This window comes from Synechococcus sp. CS-1333, assembly GCF_025128015.1.
Taxonomy (GTDB): Bacteria; Cyanobacteriota; Cyanobacteriia; order PCC-6307; family Cyanobiaceae; genus MW101C3.
On record NZ_JAHLYO010000012.1, the window covers coordinates 49,615 to 67,958 of the forward strand.

Sequence of the window (18,344 nt, forward strand, 5' to 3'; positions counted from 1 at the left end):
TTGTTTCCGCCTTCCTGCTCCCGAAACGTTCTCCGCACCCTCACCACTCCCTCGCCATGCCCATCGGCACCCCCAGCGTTCCTTACCGTCTCCCCGGCAGCCAGTACGAGCGCTGGGTGGACATCTACACGCGGCTCGGCGTGGAGCGCATTCTCTTTCTGGGCTCGGAGGTGAACGACGGCATCGCCAACAGCCTGGTGGCGCAGATGCTCTACCTCGATTCCGACGACAACAGCAAACCGATCTACCTCTACATCAATTCGCCGGGTGGCTCGGTCACGGCGGGTCTGGCGATCTTCGACACCATCCAGTATGTGAAGTCGGAGGTGATCACCATCTGCGTGGGTCTGGCGGCCAGCATGGGCGCCTTCCTGTTGGCGGCAGGCACCAAGGGCAAACGGCTCGCCCTGCCGCACGCGCGGATCATGATCCACCAGCCGCTTGGCGGCACCAGCCAGCGCCAGGCCAGCGACATCGAAATCGAGGCGCGCGAGATCCTGCGCATCAAGGACATGCTCAACCAGAGCCTGGCGGACATGTCCGGCCAGAGCCTGGAGAAGATCGCCAAGGACACCGACCGCGACTACTTCCTCAGCGCCGCCGAGGCCAAGGCTTACGGGCTGATCGATCGGGTGATCGACCACCCCAGCGAGGTCTGAGCCCGAGGTCGGGTGGGGCGCGACCGTAAAGTCGCTGTTTGCCCTGCCCGATTCGCCGGATGGCCCAGCTTTTCTACGACTCCGACGCCGATCTGAGCCTGCTTGACGGCAAAACGGTGGCCATCATCGGCTATGGCTCCCAGGGCCACGCCCATGCCCTGAACCTCAAGGACAGTGGGGTGAATGTGGTGGTGGGCCTTTATGAAGGCAGCCGCTCGGCCGAGAAGGCCAAAGCCGATGGCTTGGAAGTGCTCAGCGTGGCCGAGGCGGCCGAGCGGGCCGACTGGATCATGGTGCTCCTGCCCGACGAAACCCAGAAGAAGGTCTACGACGCCGAAATCGCGCCCCATCTGAGCGCCGGCAAGATCCTCAGCTTCGCCCACGGCTTCAACATCCGCTTCGGCCTGGTGGTGCCTCCCAAGGACGTTGACGTGGTGATGATCGCCCCCAAGGGTCCCGGCCACACCGTGCGCTGGGAATACCAGAACGGCCAGGGCGTGCCCGCCCTGTTCGCGATCGAGCAGGATGCCAGCGGCCAGGCCCGGCCCCTGGCCATGGCCTACGCCAAGGCGATCGGCGGCACCCGCGCCGGCATCCTTGAAACCAACTTTAAGGAGGAAACCGAAACCGACCTGTTCGGCGAACAGGCCGTGCTCTGCGGTGGCCTCAGCGAACTGGTGAAAGCAGGCTTCGAAACCCTGGTGGATGCCGGCTATCAGCCCGAGCTGGCCTATTTCGAGTGCCTGCACGAAGTGAAGCTGATCGTGGATCTGATGGTGAAGGGCGGTCTCACCGCCATGCGCGATTCGATCTCCAATACCGCCGAATACGGCGATTACGTGAGCGGCCCGCGCCTGATCACCGACGACACCAAAGCGGAGATGAAGCGCATCCTCGCCGACATCCAGGACGGCACCTTCGCCCGCAACTTCGTGGCCGAATGTGAGGCGGGCAAGCCCGCCATGACCGCCGCCCGCGAGCGCGATGCCCACCATCCGATCGAGAAGGTCGGCAAGGGGCTGCGCGCCATGTTCAGCTGGCTCAAAGTGGCCTGATCCTGAGCAGCCAGCCATGCGCCGCGGCCTGCTTTCCCTGGCCTGGGGAAGTGCCCAGGCAAGCGCCAGCCTCACCCTGGCGTCCGCGGCCTGGCTGGTGAGCGGCCTCACGGCCTCGCCGCTGATCAACAGCCTCCTGCCCGTGCTGGCCACGGCGGCGGCGCTGCTCCCTTTACCGCAGCAGCCGTTGCTGGGCAGCCTGCTTCAACTGCTCGCCACCCTGCTGCTGCTGGCCATCGGGCTGCACCGCCATAACCTCGACCCTGCCACGGCTACTGCCTCAGCCACTGGCGCAGCCTCTGCTGCAGTCGGCGGCGGTGCAGTCCTGCCCCTGGCGCTGGCCTTGCTGGCGGTGCTGCTGTTCGGACTGGGTCTGCAGATCGGCCAGCTGCCGCTGCAGCGGTTCCTGGTGGGAGTCCAGGGGATTTCAATGCGGCGTCTGCGCTCCGGCTCCGAGCTCGGCGCCCTGCTGGGCCACCTGCTCACGGCCCTGCTGTTTCCGATCGGCAAGGCGGTGCTGCAGTTCTCGCAGGCACTCGTGCTGCTGCTGCCGCTGCTGCCTGCTGCCCTGCTCTCGCGTCGCCCGGGTCATCGCCACCTCCCCACTCGCTCAGGCCCAGATCTCGCCTCAGCAGCATCCTCTACCGCCTTAACAGCTTCTGCCGCCACCGCCGTAGCCGCTTCCACCGCAGTGGCGGCGGCCGCTGGGGCCAACCCTGGCGGCAGCGTGTCCTTGAACTGGCGCTGCTGCCTGCAGGGGATTCTGTTCGGCAGCCTGTTCGGCTTGCTGCCCCTCTGGGTGCGTCAGCTCGGGGGGGGCAGCTGCTTCGATTTCGGCATGGTGCTCACCGCCTACGGGCTGGGACGCCTCCTGGCCGCCGCAGGACCCGCTGGCTCCCTGCCGTCCCCGCCTGCCCTCGTTGCCACAGCGGCGCTCGCCGGGCCGTGGCGGCTGCATCCGGCCCGGGGCCTTCCCTACCTCCTGCTGGCCTTCACGCTGGCGGGCACCCAGTGGCTGCCGGGCTGGGGCTCCCTGGTGCTGTTCCTGCCGATGGGGGGCCTGGCCGCTTTGAGCGATGCCCGGCTGGTGGCCACGCTGGACACTCACCCAGATGACTCCGCCACGGACGAGCCGCTGCGGTGGCAGACCCTGGCGCGCTCCAGTGGTGTCGGAGCCCTGGCCGGCAGCCTGCTGATGGGCGGCACCGCCCAGTTGCTTGGTCTGCCTCTGGCGCTGCCCCTGCAGGTGCTGGCGTTCGCCGCCGCCGCCGTGCCCCTGTCACTGGCGGGCCGCCGCCGAGGACTGGCTTGAGCAGCAGCGATGCAGCTGCTGCTCTGCTGGCCTGGCTGACCGTGGCAGCGGCCTGCGGCCTTGACCGCTGGCTCGGCGATCCCGCCGGCTGGCTGCATCCGGTGCAGGTGATGGGTTGGTGGATCAGCGTCTTGCGTCGGAGCGCCGAAGCCTGGGCCGGCGATCGGCCTGGGCGGCTTCGCCTGGCCGGTGCCTGCATCACCGTGCTCTTGGTGGGCGGCAGTGCTGGCGCCGGTTGGCTGCTGGAGGCGCTGGCCTGGCGCCAGCCGGCGCTGGGCCTGCCGCTGCTCTGGCTGGGCCTGACCAGCTGCCTGGCGGGAGCAAGCCTGGAGCAGGCGGTGCGGGCGGCGGTGGCGCCGCTGGAGCGGCATCCGGCCGAGGCCCCGCTCTCTCTCGAGGCACTGGCGGAGGCCAGGGCTCGCCTGGCGTGGATCGTGGGCCGTGACGTCGACCAGCTGGACGAGGCCGGCATCCTGCGGGCAGCCGCAGAAACCGCCGCCGAAAACAGCGTGGACGGGCTGTTTGCCCCGCTCTTCTGGCTCCTTGTGGGCGCCGGCCTCTGGCTGATGGCTGGATTGATGCCGCCCGCAGCGGGTCTGATGGTCTCCGCAGACGGTCTGATCGTGACTGGGCACACCCTGGCCCACGGTGTGCCGCCTGTGCCCGGGCCGCTGGCGCTCGGCTGGGCCTTCAAGGCCAGCAGCACGCTGGATTCGATGCTGGGGTACCGGCGTGGGCGGCTGCGCTGGCTGGGCACCGCCGGCGCCCGGCTCGACGACCTGCTCACCTGGTTGCCCTGTCGCCTGGTGGCACTCACCCTCCCGCTGTTGCAGGCCGGCCGTTCGCAGGCCGTGGCCCAGCTGCGGCTGGCCTTGCGGGAGGGCGGCCCCGACCCGTCGCCGAATGCGGGGGTGTCACAGGCGGCCTTCGCTGCCGCCGCCCACCTGCGCCTTGGCGGCGCCAATCACTACGGCGGTGTGCGGATCGACAAACCGGTGCTCGGGGCGGGCTGGCCGGCAGCAGACCAGGCAGGCGTGGAGCGCCTGTTGCGGCTGTCCCGGCAACTGGAGCTGCTGTGGCTGCTGGTGGCGTTGCCGCTGCTGGTGCTCATCGCGGACCTGAGACCGCGTTGACTCCTGGTTGCTCAGTATGCGCCGCGGTCTCTGGGGAAGAGGACCACCCCCACAGTGCGCAGAATGATCGAAAGATCGGCGCGGAAGCTGCGGTGGCGGGCATAGGCCACATCCATCCGCACCCGTTCGGCGTAGCGGAGATTGTTGCGCCCCGACACCTGCCAGAGGCCGGTAATCCCGGGCCTTACTGCCAGCACCTCGTTCATGCGGCGCCCATAGCGCCTGAGCTCGTCCCTGACGATCGGCCGGGGACCCACCACGCTCATTTCACCTCGAAGCACATTGAGGAATTGGGGAAGCTCATCAAGGCTGGAGCGACGCATAAAGCGGCCAATCGGTGTGATCCTGGGATCGGCCTTGAGTTTGAAATCCTTGCCGTATTCGCGTTTGAGTTCAGGGGATTGATCGAGCAACGCCTGAAGCATGAGGTCAGCATCTTTACGCATGGTGCGGAATTTGATGCAACCGAAATCGCGGAAGCCCCGTCCGATGCGCCGCTGCACGTAGAACACCGGCCCAGGCGAACTCACCTTTACCAGGGCTGCCAGCATCAGGAACAACGGGCTACCGAGGCCTAGCACCGCCAGCGAAAAGACGATGTCACCGGTCCGCTTGACCACCCGGGATGTGGTGCTCTGGGCTTCGATCAATTGCGCCGCGGTGGGCCGCTCGCTGGAAGTCGGCACGGCAGTGAGTGCGGATCTCCTGCCTGGCAGCGGGGTGATGGCGGAGGAAGTGGCGGACAGGGCGGCGGAGTGGGAAAGGGTGGAAGGGGTCGCTGATGCGGACAGGAACGGTGGCAGGGTGGCGGGTCTGTAGGGGTTGCTGCTGGCGTTCACCATCTCGCCCCTTGGTGTTGAAACTCTAAAAATCGTTTTGTTCTCCCACAAGCCAGCAAGGTCACTCAGACCAGAGGCACAGCCAGGGCCTCCCAGCACGCTTGAGGTCCACAGTTCTGGACCCTAACTGCCGCACGACGCAGCGCCCTGCTCACCATGGGGCTCTGTTCAACTCTGAGCGTTGATTACCTTTGCGCGCTCTGGCAAGCCAGCCGCTCGGCTCCGGCAGGCTCAACTCAGAGTGTGCTTTCCCCTGGAGCCGTGGCTCAGCCCTCGGCCCACGGAAGGGGCTGACGGCCCTGACGGAGGCGGATCCCGTGCTGCTGCCAGTAGCGCTCCAGCAACCCAATCAGCCGCTCCCGGAAGCGCTCGGGGGCGAAGGTCTCGGCCCATGCCCGTTGCCGCTCGGGCGGGAACCGGGACCAGAGGCGTTGCTGTTCGAATTGCTCCAGGGCTGCAACGAGGCTGGAGCTGGTGGGCGCGTCGAACAGCAGCCCGGTGGGGTGCGTGCTGCCGCTGTTGAGGCAACGGACACTGTCGAGCAGGCCCCCCTGCCCCAGACCGATCACCGGCGCTCCCGCCGCCATGGCTTCCACCGGGGCGATGCCGAAATCCTCCAGGCCGGCATGCAGAAACGCACGGCAGCGACCCATCAGATCGTTCACCTCCTGCTCGGAGCAGCGCCCGAGGAAACGCACGCTCGGACCCGCCAGCTGCTCCAGGCGCTGCCGTTCCGGCCCGTCGCCCACCAGCCACAACGGCAGACCGGTGCGGTTGAAGGCCTCCACCATCAGGTCCACCCGCTTGTAGGGCACCAACCGGCAGACGGACAGATAGAAGTCGTCGCGGGGCAGGTGGCAATCGAAGCGATCGACCGCCACCGGTGGATGCAGCACCGCACTGCTGCGGCCCCAGTAACGCCGGATTCGGCGGGCGGTGAAGCGGGAGTTGGCGAGGATCCGATCGACGCGGCCGGCACTGACCACGTCCCACTGACGCAGCTGATGCAGCTGCCAGCGCAGCAGCGGCCCCAGCGGACCGCGGGCGATGGCGGAGCGCGACAGGTAGGCGTGCATCTGGTCCCAGGCGTAGCGCACCGGGGTGTGCACGTAACTCACATGCAGCTGTTCGGGGTCGGTGAGCACGCCCTTGGCCACCAGATGGGAGCTGCTCAGCACCAGCGGATAGCCCCGCAGGTCGAGCTGTTCGATCGCCAGGGGCAGCAGGGGCAGATACTGCTGCACGTGACTGACCCCCCAGGGCAGTTGCTGGATGAAGGAGGTGCGGATCGTGCGCCTGTGCAGCCAGCTCTGGGGCCGACGGCTTTCCCCGTCCACAAGCGCGAACAGGTGCGGATGCAGCAGGGCGTCCATTTCCTGGACCACCAGCTCCGAGCCGCCCACGGACCGGGGGGTGAACCACTCGTGAACGAGGGCGATCTGGTCGGGCACCCTGGGCATGGCGGCACGGTAGGCGCTCCGATGGCGTGCGAGGTCACGAAAGCTCTCAGTGGATTGCCATCCCTGCCGCTGGTCTGGATGCTGAACCCAGTCCATGGTCGCCATGCCGATTCGCGATCTGCTTGAAGACGCCCTCGAGGAACCCTCGATCGGCGAGACCGACTGCTTCCAGTGGCATGCCACGGCTGTAGGCATCGCCGCGCTTTGGCGAGCGGGACAACCGCCAGCTGTACCGCCCTTCGAGGTGGCACTGAAGGAAGGCTTGCTGGTGGGTCTGGATCTGAGCCGGGAGGAGCGCGAGTTTCACCAGCTCCGCAAGGGCTTGGTGCTGCTGTTCCATTCCTGAGGCCTGCGGAAAGCTACCGAGTCATTTCTCCGTGGGCGCAGCCAGCCGGGTTGGTCTTAGTGCTCAGAAGCCGGGGCCACCACGACACTGTTGCGTCCGCTGCGTTTTGCCGTGTAAAGCGCTTTGTCCATGCGTGCCAGGAAGGTATCCGCGTCGTCTTCCTCAAGGTGCAGTGAAGCGACTCCGAGACTCATGCTCACAGAGGTGGCAACATCTCCGCTAGAGATCCTTAGCTCCTGCACTTTGAACCGTAAAGATTCAGCGATCACCAGAGCTCGGTCCTGTGGGCAGTCAATCAACAGGATCACAAACTCCTCGCCTCCATAGCGAAAACAATAGTCGGTCGCCCGTATGCCGGTGCTGACCGCATGGGCTACGGCCTGAAGTGCTTTGTCTCCAAAGGGGTGTCCGAAGCGATCGTTAATCTCCTTGAAGTGGTCGATATCAAGAAGAATCCCCGTCAAGGGATGCTGACTTCGCTTGGCTCTGGCCACTTCCTCTCCTAAGCGCAAATGAAAATCACGCCGATTTCTGCAGCCAGTGAGCGCATCTGTCATGCTCAGCTCGGCCATCTGATCGCGAGAGCGAGCGAGCTCAAGCGTAAGCTGATTGATTCGTTGAATTCGCATGTTGATCAGATTGATCATTGTGGCGAATTCGCTGATTGCGGTTACCGCCAAGGTTGGCATCAGCATGTTCGATTCTCCTGAGAGTTCGGCCCGTGGCTCTGATGTCAATGGCTTCAATAGCTTCTGGATTTCATTTTCAAACATCCTTGCAAGCTGTTCGGTGATCAAGACTCCCACAAGCAACAACAAGCCAAGAAGGCCAAAAGTATGCAAAGATTCCTTCTGTAGCTTCCTGATGAGTGGGGCCGCTGGAGAGACAACGCGTGTGATCACCTCATTGGAGGCAAGGGGAGAGGCCCCTTGGGTATCATCATTTAGCATTTGAACTTTTGTTTCCCAGTAGCTATTCAGTAGCTTCATGAGCGGAACATCACCGTCTTGAGGGATCAAGATCGTGAGTCCATTCTGAGTGACGAATTTTGCGCTGCCATTCACGTACTGGTGATCCAGGATGTGGAAAAGAGCTGGGTTTGAATTGACTCTGCTGACTTTGGTCTGGCTGTATTGGGTGGTGACTTTGCGTTCTCTTTCAATTGCAACGCGCTCTCTGACAATCCAAAAATCTGATCCTCTGTCTTTCAAAAAGGAATCGGGAAGGGATCGGGAGGCATGAGCAATGTTGACCAAGTTGTTCAGTTCATCGCGTTGCGAAACTTTGACGAGTTGATTCGCAGATAGCCCCCATGTAATCAGCGAAGGGGTGAGCAAGGAGAGAAGGCCAAAGGCGAATATTGCCGTTCGTATGGAAACGCTCTGATCCGGCCTTGGTCGGATCCACAGCCGATAAACCAGGACCAGCAACACGGCCATCAACGTATTGAGGACCCCATTGACGGCCTGTTTGAGAGCGATAAGGGTAGTAGGGGTAAGATCAACTCCCAGGAATAGATGATAGAAAACGAATGTAAGTGGGATGCCAGCAAGAAGCCAAAACGTCAGATCGTGAAGGATGATGCGATCGTTGATCACGCGTTCCTGGGCCTTGGACTCCCTGTTTGTGGCAACCGATAGCCAGGTGATTTCAAGAACATAAATAATTGTTCCCCACGGATGCCCCCATGTGGCCCAGGTAACAAGTGCTGCGAGCCCGCCGATGGCCAATCCCCACCACTGCTGCCAGATGAGGAGAGCAAGAACGGCAAAGATCGAGCCAAAAAAAATATGAATGCCAATCGTAATTGGAACATTGATCAGGGTGCCAAAGATGGCCCCCCAGAGGAGTATGGCAAAGGCCGGGATCGTGGGATGTGGTTGGCGGGCCGGCAAAAAGTGTTTTCCGGAAGGAAATGGCTCCAAACTTAATATACATGCTTCATGATTGACGCGCCTGCCAAGTTTCGTATGGATCGTTACTGGGCCTCGTCTGCCGGCTGATTTTGTGCGCTCGCATGCCTCCTCAGGATGGCTTGTATGCCGTCAACAGGGCTTGTTCTTCGCCCTGTCCCCCGAAGCGCCTCTGCCCGTGAGCGCGTGCCTATGACCATTCCCTGAGAATGTGATCGGTGGCCTCCGTCAGAATGGAAAAACATGTTTCTTGGGCTTTCTGATGACCCCATCTGCCCAGTTCTGGAGCCACAAGCCCTGGTGGTGCCAGCCTTGGTCGATCGTCGGCACCGGCCTTGCTATAGGCGCGGCCAGCCTTGTGCTGCTGCCTCGTTGGTGGATCTCCGCACCGGTGGTGGCCGCCGTACTGGCGTGGTGGTGGCTGTTCCTGGTGCTGGTGCCTGCTGCTGCCGAAGATGGCCAGCTCATGGACGCTGGTGGTGTTACTGATCCGGGCGTCAATGAATCCCCGGACCTGGACCCGTGACCAGGTGTGACCAGCGGACGAACAGCTGTGGAAATGGCAACCGATCTGACAGCAGGGGAGTGCCCAGACCCTTGAATAGGGTGTCTCTCATGGCGCTAACGCAGGGACCCTGCCGATGGCGATCCGCATGAGCCCTGATCAGAGAACGACACCATGAGCTACGAACCGGGTACGAACGAGTGCCGGTTGCTGATCGACAGCAAAGCCCAGATTGAGCTGGCTCTGGCCAGCCTCGCCAAACTCGAGAACACCGATCACATCCGCCTGCAACTGCTGGCGGTGTACAACCAGCTCGAAGGCCTCCACGACCTCAGGCGGGCCAAGCGCCCGGGGCCGATTCCTGCTGGAGCTCTCCCGGATGAAACCGATTGACAAAGTCCTCCAGGGGCATCGGGCCGCAACGTCGGCTCCAAATGGACTCATCCTCGGAGCGCGACCACATCGAGATCCGCAGGGGCCAGCGGCCTGAGGCCCTGAACACGATCCGATAGCGGTAGAGGCAGCCAAGACAGTGATCAGGGGAGGGCACGGGCTCTCCTTCCCCATAGCGACGCAGAAAGCCCGTGAGCAGCCCACCGCCGGCGCCTCCTGCTCCTGGGTGTTCGGCCTCGCCGTCGAGGCTTGCCGTTTCCAACCGCAGAGCAGCGGCGGCCGGGTTGCCCGCATGGGGCAGGTGCAGATGAAGGGCTCCCCAGCCAGGGAATCCCAGGAAGGAAAAAACGGCTCGGGTGGCCATCACGGCATGCGCAGAAGATCCACCCCTCCATTTCCCGCCCTGTCCCAGGGGATCGCGCGCCGGTGCTCCTCCCGTGCGTTTGTTCTGCTGCCGGGGGGGTTGGCGGGCCTGCTGGGGGCTGCCCTGCTCACTGGCTCGGCTCCCCCAGTTCCCTCGCCGCCGGCGTTGGCGGGTCTGCTGCGGGTGGGCTGGCCGGTATTGGCCGCCGACAGGCATCTGCGCAGGCTCGGCTGGCGCCCGGCCCCCGGGCGCCAGCCGGATGCGCTTGATCGCAAGCTGGCCGGCAACAGCCTGGCCAGCCTGAGTGACTGCTCGGGCACGGGCCTGGGTTTCTGCCGCTACGACTACCGCCGCGATGCCGTGAACCTCAGCGTGATCACGCTGCCAGAGCAGGCGATCTTGCAGCAGGTGATGCCGGCGCAGAAGCTGATCGATGCGGACCAGGTTGAGCCGAAACCGCCAGGTGCAACAGGTGGTGCTCGCGTGGTGCGCTGGCTGCATGCCGATTCCGGGCGCACCTGGGGGCTGTGTCCCGGCAGCGAGCTGCCTTACCGGCTGGTGTCCTGCCCCGAGCCCTGAGCTCGCTGCCACCGCATGGGCCCTGGCTTCACAGCGCCTGCGATGATCGCCTCAGTGGGGACGGCGGAGATGATTCCGGAAAACAAGCGCCGGCCGGCCTGGCTCAACTGGCTCTTCCTGCTGGCGTTCCTCTGGTCGTCGTGGCAGCTGGCCGGGCTCTGGCTGGCCCGGCTGAACTGAGGCGGAGTCAGGCCATAGCCCGGCCAGTCCTGTCCAGACCGGCCGCTCACGTCGATGCTCAAGTGGATTCGTCGGCAGGATCAGCCCCATCGCCCAGTGCCTGCCTCAACCGGCCCAGCAACACCTCGATGGCCTGCTCCTGGCTGAGGCCGCGGCCACAGGCGGCATCCCGCCAGCTCCGGCTGGCCTGGATCAGTTCCTCCAGCGGACCTGCTCCAGCCCGCAGCGCTTCGAAGGCACCCAGAAGCCGTGCGCGCTCCGCCGCATCGGGGTCGCCGCAGACGATGTACTGCATTCCATCGCTGCCGGTGTAAAGCAGCGTTCCATCAGGCCCCAGTAACGGCGCAGTGGCTGGAATCGCCGGAGTGGGATCGGCCCCGTCCCGTTCCTGCAGATCGTCTTCCCATGCATCGCCAATTTGGTCATCGCCATCGGGGGCTTCGCCATCGGGGAGATCGGACGACCGGGGTGGGGACATGGGGAAGGCGGCAGGGGGACAGCGGTGCGGAGGCAGGCAGTCGATGGTCTGCCCATCATCACCGCCCCGTCACGGCCAGGAATCAGCTCGCCTGGCGCGGGTTCAGCGAATGCCCCGTGAAGCGCACACAGAAACCGGTGGGCTCGCCGGTGACCAGCGACACGTCGCCGCCATGGGCGCGGGCGACCCGCTGGGCAATCGCCAGGCCCAGGCCGCAGTGCCCGTGGCCGCCGCGGGCCTGATCGAGCCGTTGGAACGGTAAGAGGGCCTGGGAACGCTGGCTTTCGGCGATGCCCTTCCCCTGATCCCAGACCTCCATCTCGAAACCCTGCCGAGGCAAAGGGCGCAGCCGGAGCCGCACCGGCGGCTCCCCGTAGCTGAGGGCGTTGTCGATCAGATTGGCGACGGCCCGGCCCAGGGCGATCGGTTGCACCCAGGCCTGCACGGGGGTCAGGTCGAGCTCGAGCGGGCGACCGTCGTAGCGCGCCGCCAGTTCCGCCAGCAGCTCTTCGAGCGGCACCTCCACGGCCAGCTCGCTGCCGCCGCCGCCAGCGAACAGCAGGAACTGGCCAGTGATCCGCTCGAGATCGTCGAGATCCGCCTCCGCTTTGGCCCGCTCGCTGCTGACCAGATCCGGTCCCTTGCCCAGCGACAGGCGCAGCCGCAGGCGGGTGAGCGGACTCTTTAGGTCGTGGGCAATGCCGGCCAGCATCGTGGCCCGGTCGCGTTCGCTGTTGTCCAGCCGTTCGAGCATGGCGTTGAAGTGCCCTGCCAGCCGCCGCACCTCCGGCGCTCCCCGCTGGGAGAGACGATCCGGTTGCGTTTCCAGGCCGACGCGGCCCAGCGCCCGCTCTAGCTGCCGCAGAGGCCGCTGCACTTCGAGCAGCAGAAACAAGGCGCCCGCCATGATGCTGCCGCTCACCAGCGAGAGTGTGACCAGCTGCGGATCGGGCGGCCAACCGAGCTGGGGACGGATAGCGGCATAGAGCCACACCGGCTCCAGCGGTGAGGCCAGCTCGATCCACACCCCGCGGTTCTCGCCCTCGGTGGGTACCACCACCGGACAGCGTGGCAGGCGGCGGCAGAGTTCGAGCTGCAGTTGGGCGGCCTGGCGGTCGAGCAGGGCATCGCTGGCCTGGCCCTGCCACCAAGGCCGACGCCGCGGCCGGGGCGGTTGCCCCACCCCGAGCTGCAGGCCGCTGAGCTGGGAAACCGTGGACGGTGGAAAACGCTCCAGTGCCAGCTCCGAAAGGCGCAGATTCAGGGCCACCTGCGGACCCATCTGGTCGATCTGAGAGCGGCCGAGTGTGGAGCCGAGCAACATCTGCAGCAGCAGCAGACTGAGCCCCCAGCCGCCGAGAAAGAAGCCCCCCAGGCGCCAGAGCAGCGCCGCCGAACGCAGGGAGGCCGCCATGACTCAGCGGCCCCGTGGGGCCCCATCCGGCACGAACACGTAGCCGTAGCCCCACACCGTCTGAAGGTAGCGAGGGCGGCTGGCATCAGGTTCGATCAGGCGGCGAACCCGTGACACCTGCACGTCCATGCTGCGGCTGTCGGTGTCGCTGTCTGGACCGCGGGCCAGTTCGATCAGGCGTTCACGCGACAGTGGGCGGTGGGGATGCTGCACGAAAGCGGCCAGCAGGCTGAATTCCCCGCTGGTGATCGTGATGCTCTTGCCTTCCCGTTCAAGCGTTCGCGCCGAAAGATCCAGCACGTTGTCGCCGAATTCCACCAGCTCACCGCCGGCCACCGGAGTGCCCGCCGGCAGGTTGCCGCGGCGCCGCAGCACCGCCTCGATCCGGGCGGTGAGCTCCCGCGGCAGGAACGGCTTGGCGAGGTAATCATCGGCTCCCTGTTCAAGGCCGATGATCCGGTCCACGGCCTCGCCCTTGGCCGTGAGCATCACCACCGGCAGGTCGTCCTGGTTGTCGCGCAGACGGCGCAGCAGGGTGAGCCCGTCCTCGCCCGGCAGCATCAGATCGAGCACCACCAGGTCGGGGCGCTGGAATTCGAGGCGCGCGATCAGCTGGCGGCCATCGTTGAGGCAGCGCACCTCGTAACCCTGATCGGTGAGATAGCTGCTGAGCAGCTGGCGAAGCTCGGGGTCGTCATCCACCACCCAGATGGTGTGGGCTCGGCTCATGGCTGGGAGAAGTCCCGTTCTGCACCGACTGTATGGAGGAATGACCAGAGCAAGCCTGAGGACACGGGCGAGGGACATGTTCAAAGATGACCCAAGCCGGGAACGGTCGGATCCGGTCATGGCTTGCTCAGAATCAGCTGGCTCGCGGTCACCCCATGACGCCACCTTCTCCATAAGGTGCTCGCATGCCACGGCCAGGCCCTCGATCCCGCCCCCAGCGCGCCGTTGTTCTGGCGCGATGCAACCCTGCGGCGCAGTGGCCCATGGTGCGCTTGCTTTCCCTGCTTGCCTTGTGGTGCCTGGTGGTCAGCCCCGCTGCGGTGCAGTGCCAGGAGACCTTGCAACTGCTGAGGTATCAACAGAAGCTGGAAGCCTGGTTTCAGCGGCTGGATCGGGATGGCGATGGCCGCCTGACCCCGGCCGAAGTGAGGGGACATCCGTTTCTGGAAATCAATTTCAATCGGCTTGATCAGGGCCGGCGGGGGTACTTACTGCCCTCGGACTTGGCCCCGAACCAGCGTCACTTCCTCGGCAACCGCCTGCAGGACACCTTTCGGCGCGCCGACACCAACCGCGACGGCCAGCTCAGTCCTGCTGAGGCGGCGGGGTTCCCATGGCTGTGGCGTCAGTTCACCGAAGCGGATCGCAACCGCGATCGCAGCGTTTCGTTGGAGGAGCTGTGGTGGTTGCGCCGCTCACTGTCCCCAGGACATTGACGCCGGCAGGGTATGAAGGCGGTTTGCGGGTTAGTGCGGCGGTCGAGTGGGCGGACGGATCGTGGTGAGCTTGGCCATGGCCCGGCCCATGCCCGGCGGTAGCCGCAGGCTGTTGCCCACACCCGGAACCAGCAGGCGCACCAGCCGGAACACTCCGTTGCCCATCAACCACAGGGCACCGACGGCCAGCGCCACCACCACCAGCAGGCCCAGCAGCTGGGCCAGCCCGGCGAGCAACTGCAGCAGGCCCAGCCCGATCTGGCCGAGGCCAGCGAGCACGGCACTGATGACCTTGCTCACCAGCAGGAGCGAATCCAGCCGAGAGGGAAGTTGCAGCAGCGCCACCAGCAACCCCAGCCCGATAGTCGCGTTGAGCAAGGCGAGCAGGCACTCGCGCAAGGTTGAACGGGTGCGTCGCTTGCGAAACACCTTGCGAACCGACTTGGGGGTGAACCCGGGATCGGGTTTGCGGTTCATCGCCACAGGCTCAGGTGTCGAAGGAGTACCCAGCGCCTCGCATCCAGCGCTCGAACTCAATCAACACCAGTTCGTTCGGACAATCCACCAGGCTGAGCCCTTCCACAGTGCAGTCGCCCTGGCCGCCGTGGTGAAGCGACAGGTGGAAGTCCTTGCCGCTGAGGCCGCACACTTCCGGATCGCTGCGCACCACCACATCCAAGGAGGCTCCGAGGCGAATCACGCGGCGCCGCAATTCCGACCAGCTCTTTGTCATCGGGCAGTGTTCAAGGCTTGGTTCTTTCCTTCAACGGATGGGATCCCGCCGGCGGAGTGTGCCAGTTCCGGTCATGGGACCTAGCCGTCTCCCCATGTGCCGTTGATCACACATTGAAAGAGTAATGGGTGTTCTGGGGGCCAGGTGTTGGGATCGCAACGCTCGTTGCTGGTTCAGGGGGCGGTTTGGGCCGGTGGGGTCGTCGGTGCACTGGTGGCGGCCGGTCGGGTCTCTCCTCCCGGGGCGACAGGCTTGGGCAGCGGCACCAGCAGGCTGAGCGAGGAGGTGATCACCAGCGCTGCCAACCCTGCCGCCGGGGAGAGCAACCGTCGCCGCAGCGGTACCCGCTCGAGGATTTCGCGGCGCTGCAGCGGCAGCTCGGTGGGAATTGTGAAGCCGAGCTGCACACGTGGATCGAGCCGCAACTGGTCGAGGCAGCGCACGAGATCTGCCAGCTCGGCGTCGTCGAAGTCGAGTTCGAGGGGAGGCGTGTCCGGCTGGCTGCTGAACAGCCGCAGGCGGTGCCGGCTCTGTTCGCCAGAGCCGAGGGGTTCGATCTGCACCGGTGAACCTTCACCACCGAAGCGGCGCGGCACCCCGCTCACCAGGTGGCGGGCATAGGGCAACACCACGCTCAGCAGGGCCTCAAGATGGTTGCGTTTTCCCTCCAGCGACGGCCGCCCGATCAGGTCGAGTTCCCAGCCCGTCAGGATGCCGATCGCATCGCCGTCCTGGGAGGCGGACAGATCCGGAAGGCCATCAAGGCGCAGGCGGCAGCTTGTCTGCTCGTAGCGATAACTCTGTTTCATGCCGCGGCATCCATAAGGCTGGCCTTGAGACGGTCAAATCCCCCCGCACCGGCGCCGAGGGCCAGACTCTGCACGAGCTGAAGACGGCGACGGGCGCCCTCCGCGGGGTCAAGGAGCTTCTGAACCCCCCCGCGGCGGGGGTTCAGCCGTTCCCGCACCAGCTCCTCGAGGCGCTGGCGGAACAATTCCCAGCGCTGGACGCTCACCACATCCGGCTCAGACGATGACAGCAGCTGGCGGAGCATGGGATAGATGCGCTCGGCGAGGGCGCACAGCACCGAGATCAGCGCGTCGGTTTCGGTTTCGCTCAGTTCGCCCCGGCGGCAGGCCAGGCGCAGTGGGTTGTAGCAACGCCGTTTCCACAGCTCCACCCGGTTGGGGAAGAGGTCGCCGAAGCCCAGCTGGCGGGCCATGAACACCATCGCTTCTCCCCCGTTGAGATCGAGGGCTTCCACGCTCAACAGCATCAGATCCAGCCGTTCCAGTCCGCGCCGGTTGAGCCGGCTGGGGGATCGGGATTCAGTCAGGGTTGCATCGGCCATGGCTGCGATGATGCCAGCGCCTGAGCCGATCCGTCATCCGCCCCCGCCATGGCCGCCCTATCTCCTTCGCTCGAAAGGGCACAGCCGCCCGATCTGCGCCAGCTGGTGCGAGACATTCCTGACTTCCCCAAGCCCGGCATCCTGTTCCGGGATCTCACCCCGTTGATGCGTGATCCGCTCGGCTGGCAGGAGGTGATGCGCCAGCTGAGTGAGGTGTGCGAGCGGTTGCAGCCCGAACTGATCGTGGGGATCGAATCCCGCGGCTTCATCGTGGGCACTGCCCTGGCCACCGTGGTGGAGCTGGGCTTCGTGCCGGTGCGCAAACCCGGCAAACTGCCCGGGCAGGTGCGTGGCGTGGATTATGCGCTGGAGTACGGCACCGATCGTCTGGAGATCCAGCACGATGCCCTCGCCGATGGCGCTCGTGTGCTGATCGTCGATGACCTGCTCGCCACCGGTGGCACCGCCGCCGCCTGCGCTCAGTTGGTGGAGGAGGCCGGTGGGGCGCTCTGCGGCTTCGGGTTCGTGGCCGAGCTGGCCGGCCTGGAGGGCCGCCGGCGGCTGCCCGGTGGACATCCGGTGGAGTCGCTGATCATTTACAGCTGAGGGACGGCGGCAGGTCTGAACCGTCCTTAATCCTGGCTGTCCTGCCAGCCGAGCACCTGATCGAGCTGCTCCAGGCTGATCAGCCCGAACCGCCAGAGAATCACCGGCAGCGGCGCCTGCTCCAGCTGGGCCTGCTTGACACCCAGGGCCAGGGCGTTTTCGCTCAGACCCAGCTCCCGGCGCAGGTAACGCACCAGCGCGGACGACGGCACCGGTTGGGGGGAGGTGCTCTTCACCATGGCCCGGAAGGGAAGCACCGGCTGGAGTTCGCCATCACTCTGACCAGCGCGCCAGTAGCTGGCAAGGACCGAGGGTCATGGTCCGGAGACTGAGGCGCCGCAGCAGCGGCAGCCGGCCCAGCAGACCCAGGCCGATCTGGCGCACGCTGCGCTGTGGCCACTGCCGGTTCGAGAACAGCCGCACCAGGGCGTCGGTGGCCAGCAGGGTGAGCAGCACATCGGGCCAACGGCGACGGCCGTAGGCCGCCGGCAGCCGGCTGAGGCGCAGCCTGCCCCGGGCGGTGCGGGCCGCCAGTTTGTGCAGCACGGCCACATCTCGCCAGCAGAGGTTGAGGCCCTGCCCCCCCACCGGGTGGCAGCGGTGCATGGTCTCGCCCACCAGCACGGTGTTGCCCCGGTGAAAGCCCCCGCTCAGCTCCAGGGCGGCGGGGAATGCCCGCGGCGCGTCCAGGAGAGCGTCGGCCTGCAGGCCATCGGGCAGGGCGCCGGCCAGCCGGTCGAGAAAGGCCACGGGGTCGAGGCTCTCCAGCCGCCGCATGCGCTGGGCCGGGCCGCTCCACACCAGCTGAAAGCGATCGCCGCCCAGGGGCAGCACGGCGAAGGGGCCCTCGGCGCGGAACAGCTCCCAGGCCTGATCGCTGGCGGAGCCGCGCAGGCGCACCTGCACGCTCAGACACGACTGGCTGTAAGGAAGGCGCCAGTGGGCCAGACCCAGGCCCTGACGGGTGGAGGAGGCGGCGCCCTCGGCCGCCACCAGCAGATCCACCGGTGTCTGGCTGCCGGGGCTGCCGAGCGCCAGCTGCACGCGCCCATCACCCTCCAGCCGCCTCAGCAGCAGCTCCATCAGGGGCGTGTGGCGCACCACCCAGCCCACGGCGTCGCCGCTGGAGGCTGAACCTGTGGACGCCACGGCGGTGGAGGATGACGCTGCCCGACGGCCGAGATCGCGGGCGGTGAAGGGCACCTGTAGGCCCAGCTCGAGGTCGTGGAGTTCCAGGGCTCGGAACGGCGCCAGCGCCGGAGCGAGCTCCTCCCACAGCTGCAGGCGCTCCAGCAGACGGCGGCTGGAATGGGTGAGCGCGTAGGCGCGGTTGCGGGCCAGCAGCTGGCTGGCGGTGAGCGGATCCTCCAGCTCCACCTGCCAGCCGGCCTCGGCCAGGGCCAGGGCGGCCAGGGCGCCGGTGGGACCGGCGCCGCGGACCCGGGCCTGCAGCTCGCTGGTCAGATGGTCGGAATGCCGGTCCAGGGAATCGCCCATGAAAAAAGCCGCAGCAGAATTCTGCTGCGGCTGGTTGAGGGGGCGTGGCCGGTGATCCCCACCGGCCCGTGCGGGCCGGCGA

General features: G+C 65.9%; 24 protein-coding genes. 12 read left to right on the forward strand and 12 right to left on the reverse strand.

Going from position 1 to position 18,344, the window contains the following annotated elements:
• Nucleotides 1–56: 56 nt before the first annotated feature.
• From KQ303_RS03945 to KQ303_RS03960, 4 genes are read left to right on the forward strand one after another with little or no spacing between them, the layout of a single operon-like run.
• Complete coding sequence (locus tag KQ303_RS03945; RefSeq protein WP_094510352.1) at nucleotides 57–659, forward strand: ATP-dependent Clp protease proteolytic subunit; 603 nt, start codon at nucleotides 57–59, stop codon at nucleotides 657–659.
• A 59-nt stretch (nucleotides 660–718) separates the two neighbouring features.
• On the forward strand, nucleotides 719–1,714 hold the full coding sequence (gene ilvC, locus KQ303_RS03950; protein ID WP_094510353.1) for a ketol-acid reductoisomerase: 996 nt from the start codon (nucleotides 719–721) through the stop codon (nucleotides 1,712–1,714).
• A gap of 16 nt (nucleotides 1,715–1,730) precedes the next feature.
• Nucleotides 1,731–3,026, forward strand: coding sequence for a hypothetical protein (locus KQ303_RS03955; RefSeq protein ID WP_259729240.1), 1,296 nt, complete (start codon nucleotides 1,731–1,733; stop codon nucleotides 3,024–3,026).
• Nucleotides 3,023–4,159, forward strand: coding sequence for a CobD/CbiB family cobalamin biosynthesis protein (locus tag KQ303_RS03960; protein ID WP_259729241.1), 1,137 nt, complete (start codon nucleotides 3,023–3,025; stop codon nucleotides 4,157–4,159). The genes KQ303_RS03955 and KQ303_RS03960 overlap by 4 nt, the downstream gene beginning before the upstream one ends.
• An 11-nt stretch (nucleotides 4,160–4,170) precedes the next feature.
• On the opposite strand, the gene KQ303_RS03965 is transcribed toward KQ303_RS03960, so the two are convergent.
• Complete coding sequence (locus KQ303_RS03965; RefSeq protein ID WP_259729278.1) at nucleotides 4,171–4,845, reverse strand: sugar transferase; 675 nt, start codon at nucleotides 4,843–4,845, stop codon at nucleotides 4,171–4,173.
• On the opposite strand from KQ303_RS03965, the gene KQ303_RS03970 reads away from it, so the two are divergent.
• Complete coding sequence (locus tag KQ303_RS03970) at nucleotides 4,757–4,978, forward strand: hypothetical protein (RefSeq protein WP_259729284.1); 222 nt, start codon at nucleotides 4,757–4,759, stop codon at nucleotides 4,976–4,978. The two genes, KQ303_RS03965 and KQ303_RS03970, sit on opposite strands and share 89 nt — an antisense overlap.
• A 286-nt stretch (nucleotides 4,979–5,264) precedes the next feature.
• Here the strand turns inward: KQ303_RS03970 and KQ303_RS03975 are convergent, their stop codons facing one another.
• Nucleotides 5,265–6,458 carry a glycosyltransferase gene (locus tag KQ303_RS03975; protein WP_259729242.1) on the reverse strand — a complete coding sequence of 398 codons (1,194 nt, stop codon included), beginning with the start codon at nucleotides 6,456–6,458 and terminating at the stop codon, nucleotides 5,265–5,267.
• A 103-nt stretch (nucleotides 6,459–6,561) separates the two neighbouring features.
• Between KQ303_RS03975 and KQ303_RS03980 the strand changes: the two genes are divergently transcribed.
• Entirely contained in the window at nucleotides 6,562–6,804 is a 243-nt protein-coding gene (locus KQ303_RS03980) for a hypothetical protein (RefSeq protein ID WP_094510467.1), read from the forward strand.
• A gap of 56 nt (nucleotides 6,805–6,860) precedes the next feature.
• Here the strand turns inward: KQ303_RS03980 and KQ303_RS03985 are convergent, their stop codons facing one another.
• Entirely contained in the window at nucleotides 6,861–8,729 is a 1,869-nt protein-coding gene (locus KQ303_RS03985; protein WP_259729243.1) for a GGDEF domain-containing protein, read from the reverse strand.
• Between the two features lie 250 nt (nucleotides 8,730–8,979).
• Here KQ303_RS03985 and KQ303_RS03990 point away from each other — a divergent pair, with 250 nt between their 5' ends.
• The 4 genes from KQ303_RS03990 to KQ303_RS04005 all read left to right on the forward strand — a co-directional run bounded on the left by KQ303_RS03990 (nucleotide 8,980) and on the right by KQ303_RS04005 (nucleotide 10,738).
• Entirely contained in the window at nucleotides 8,980–9,243 is a 264-nt protein-coding gene (locus KQ303_RS03990) for a DUF6737 family protein (protein ID WP_233132723.1), read from the forward strand.
• 153 nt (nucleotides 9,244–9,396) lie between these two features.
• Nucleotides 9,397–9,615 (forward strand): hypothetical protein, encoded by a 219-nt coding sequence (locus KQ303_RS03995; protein WP_094510356.1) that lies wholly within the window; start codon nucleotides 9,397–9,399, stop codon nucleotides 9,613–9,615.
• Nucleotides 9,616–9,985: 370 nt separating this feature from the next.
• Nucleotides 9,986–10,558: a hypothetical protein gene (locus KQ303_RS04000; protein WP_259729244.1), complete on the forward strand. Its 573-nt coding sequence runs from the start codon at nucleotides 9,986–9,988 to the stop codon at nucleotides 10,556–10,558.
• Nucleotides 10,559–10,600: 42 nt separating this feature from the next.
• Nucleotides 10,601–10,738 carry a hypothetical protein gene (locus tag KQ303_RS04005; protein ID WP_259729285.1) on the forward strand — a complete coding sequence of 46 codons (138 nt, stop codon included), beginning with the start codon at nucleotides 10,601–10,603 and terminating at the stop codon, nucleotides 10,736–10,738.
• A 58-nt stretch (nucleotides 10,739–10,796) separates the two neighbouring features.
• On the opposite strand, the gene KQ303_RS04010 is transcribed toward KQ303_RS04005, so the two are convergent.
• From KQ303_RS04010 to KQ303_RS04020, 3 genes are all read right to left on the reverse strand, one after another.
• Nucleotides 10,797–11,216, reverse strand: a complete 420-nt coding sequence (locus tag KQ303_RS04010; RefSeq protein ID WP_259729245.1) for a hypothetical protein — start codon at nucleotides 11,214–11,216, stop codon at nucleotides 10,797–10,799.
• 82 nt (nucleotides 11,217–11,298) lie between these two features.
• On the reverse strand, nucleotides 11,299–12,630 hold the full coding sequence (locus KQ303_RS04015) for an ATP-binding protein (RefSeq protein ID WP_094510358.1): 1,332 nt from the start codon (nucleotides 12,628–12,630) through the stop codon (nucleotides 11,299–11,301).
• 3 nt (nucleotides 12,631–12,633) lie between these two features.
• Nucleotides 12,634–13,359 (reverse strand): response regulator, encoded by a 726-nt coding sequence (locus KQ303_RS04020; protein WP_094510359.1) that lies wholly within the window; start codon nucleotides 13,357–13,359, stop codon nucleotides 12,634–12,636.
• Between the two features lie 263 nt (nucleotides 13,360–13,622).
• Between KQ303_RS04020 and KQ303_RS04025 the strand changes: the two genes are divergently transcribed.
• A complete protein-coding gene (locus tag KQ303_RS04025; protein WP_158217396.1) occupies nucleotides 13,623–14,075 on the forward strand; it encodes an EF-hand domain-containing protein in 453 nt (150 codons plus the stop codon).
• Nucleotides 14,076–14,105: 30 nt separating this feature from the next.
• Here the strand turns inward: KQ303_RS04025 and KQ303_RS04030 are convergent, their stop codons facing one another.
• The 4 genes from KQ303_RS04030 to KQ303_RS04045 all read right to left on the reverse strand — a co-directional run bounded on the left by KQ303_RS04030 (nucleotide 14,106) and on the right by KQ303_RS04045 (nucleotide 16,159).
• On the reverse strand, nucleotides 14,106–14,552 hold the full coding sequence (locus KQ303_RS04030) for a hypothetical protein (RefSeq protein WP_259729246.1): 447 nt from the start codon (nucleotides 14,550–14,552) through the stop codon (nucleotides 14,106–14,108).
• A gap of 10 nt (nucleotides 14,553–14,562) precedes the next feature.
• Nucleotides 14,563–14,808 (reverse strand): hypothetical protein, encoded by a 246-nt coding sequence (locus KQ303_RS04035; protein ID WP_094510361.1) that lies wholly within the window; start codon nucleotides 14,806–14,808, stop codon nucleotides 14,563–14,565.
• Nucleotides 14,809–14,981: 173 nt separating this feature from the next.
• A complete protein-coding gene (locus tag KQ303_RS04040) occupies nucleotides 14,982–15,617 on the reverse strand; it encodes a DUF4335 domain-containing protein (RefSeq protein ID WP_094510362.1) in 636 nt (211 codons plus the stop codon).
• Nucleotides 15,614–16,159: a DUF3038 domain-containing protein gene (locus KQ303_RS04045; protein ID WP_094510363.1), complete on the reverse strand. Its 546-nt coding sequence runs from the start codon at nucleotides 16,157–16,159 to the stop codon at nucleotides 15,614–15,616. Before KQ303_RS04045 ends, KQ303_RS04040 begins: the two co-directional genes overlap by 4 nt.
• 48 nt (nucleotides 16,160–16,207) lie before the next feature.
• Here KQ303_RS04045 and KQ303_RS04050 point away from each other — a divergent pair, with 48 nt between their 5' ends.
• Nucleotides 16,208–16,765, forward strand: coding sequence for an adenine phosphoribosyltransferase (locus KQ303_RS04050; RefSeq protein ID WP_255099730.1), 558 nt, complete (start codon nucleotides 16,208–16,210; stop codon nucleotides 16,763–16,765).
• A 26-nt stretch (nucleotides 16,766–16,791) separates the two neighbouring features.
• On the opposite strand, the gene KQ303_RS04055 is transcribed toward KQ303_RS04050, so the two are convergent.
• Together KQ303_RS04055 and KQ303_RS04060 are read right to left on the reverse strand one after the other, a co-directional pair.
• Complete coding sequence (locus tag KQ303_RS04055) at nucleotides 16,792–17,004, reverse strand: DUF2949 domain-containing protein (RefSeq protein ID WP_094510365.1); 213 nt, start codon at nucleotides 17,002–17,004, stop codon at nucleotides 16,792–16,794.
• Between the two features lie 34 nt (nucleotides 17,005–17,038).
• Nucleotides 17,039–18,262 carry an FAD-dependent monooxygenase gene (locus KQ303_RS04060; RefSeq protein WP_259729247.1) on the reverse strand — a complete coding sequence of 408 codons (1,224 nt, stop codon included), beginning with the start codon at nucleotides 18,260–18,262 and terminating at the stop codon, nucleotides 17,039–17,041.
• Nucleotides 18,263–18,344: the final 82 nt, after the last annotated feature.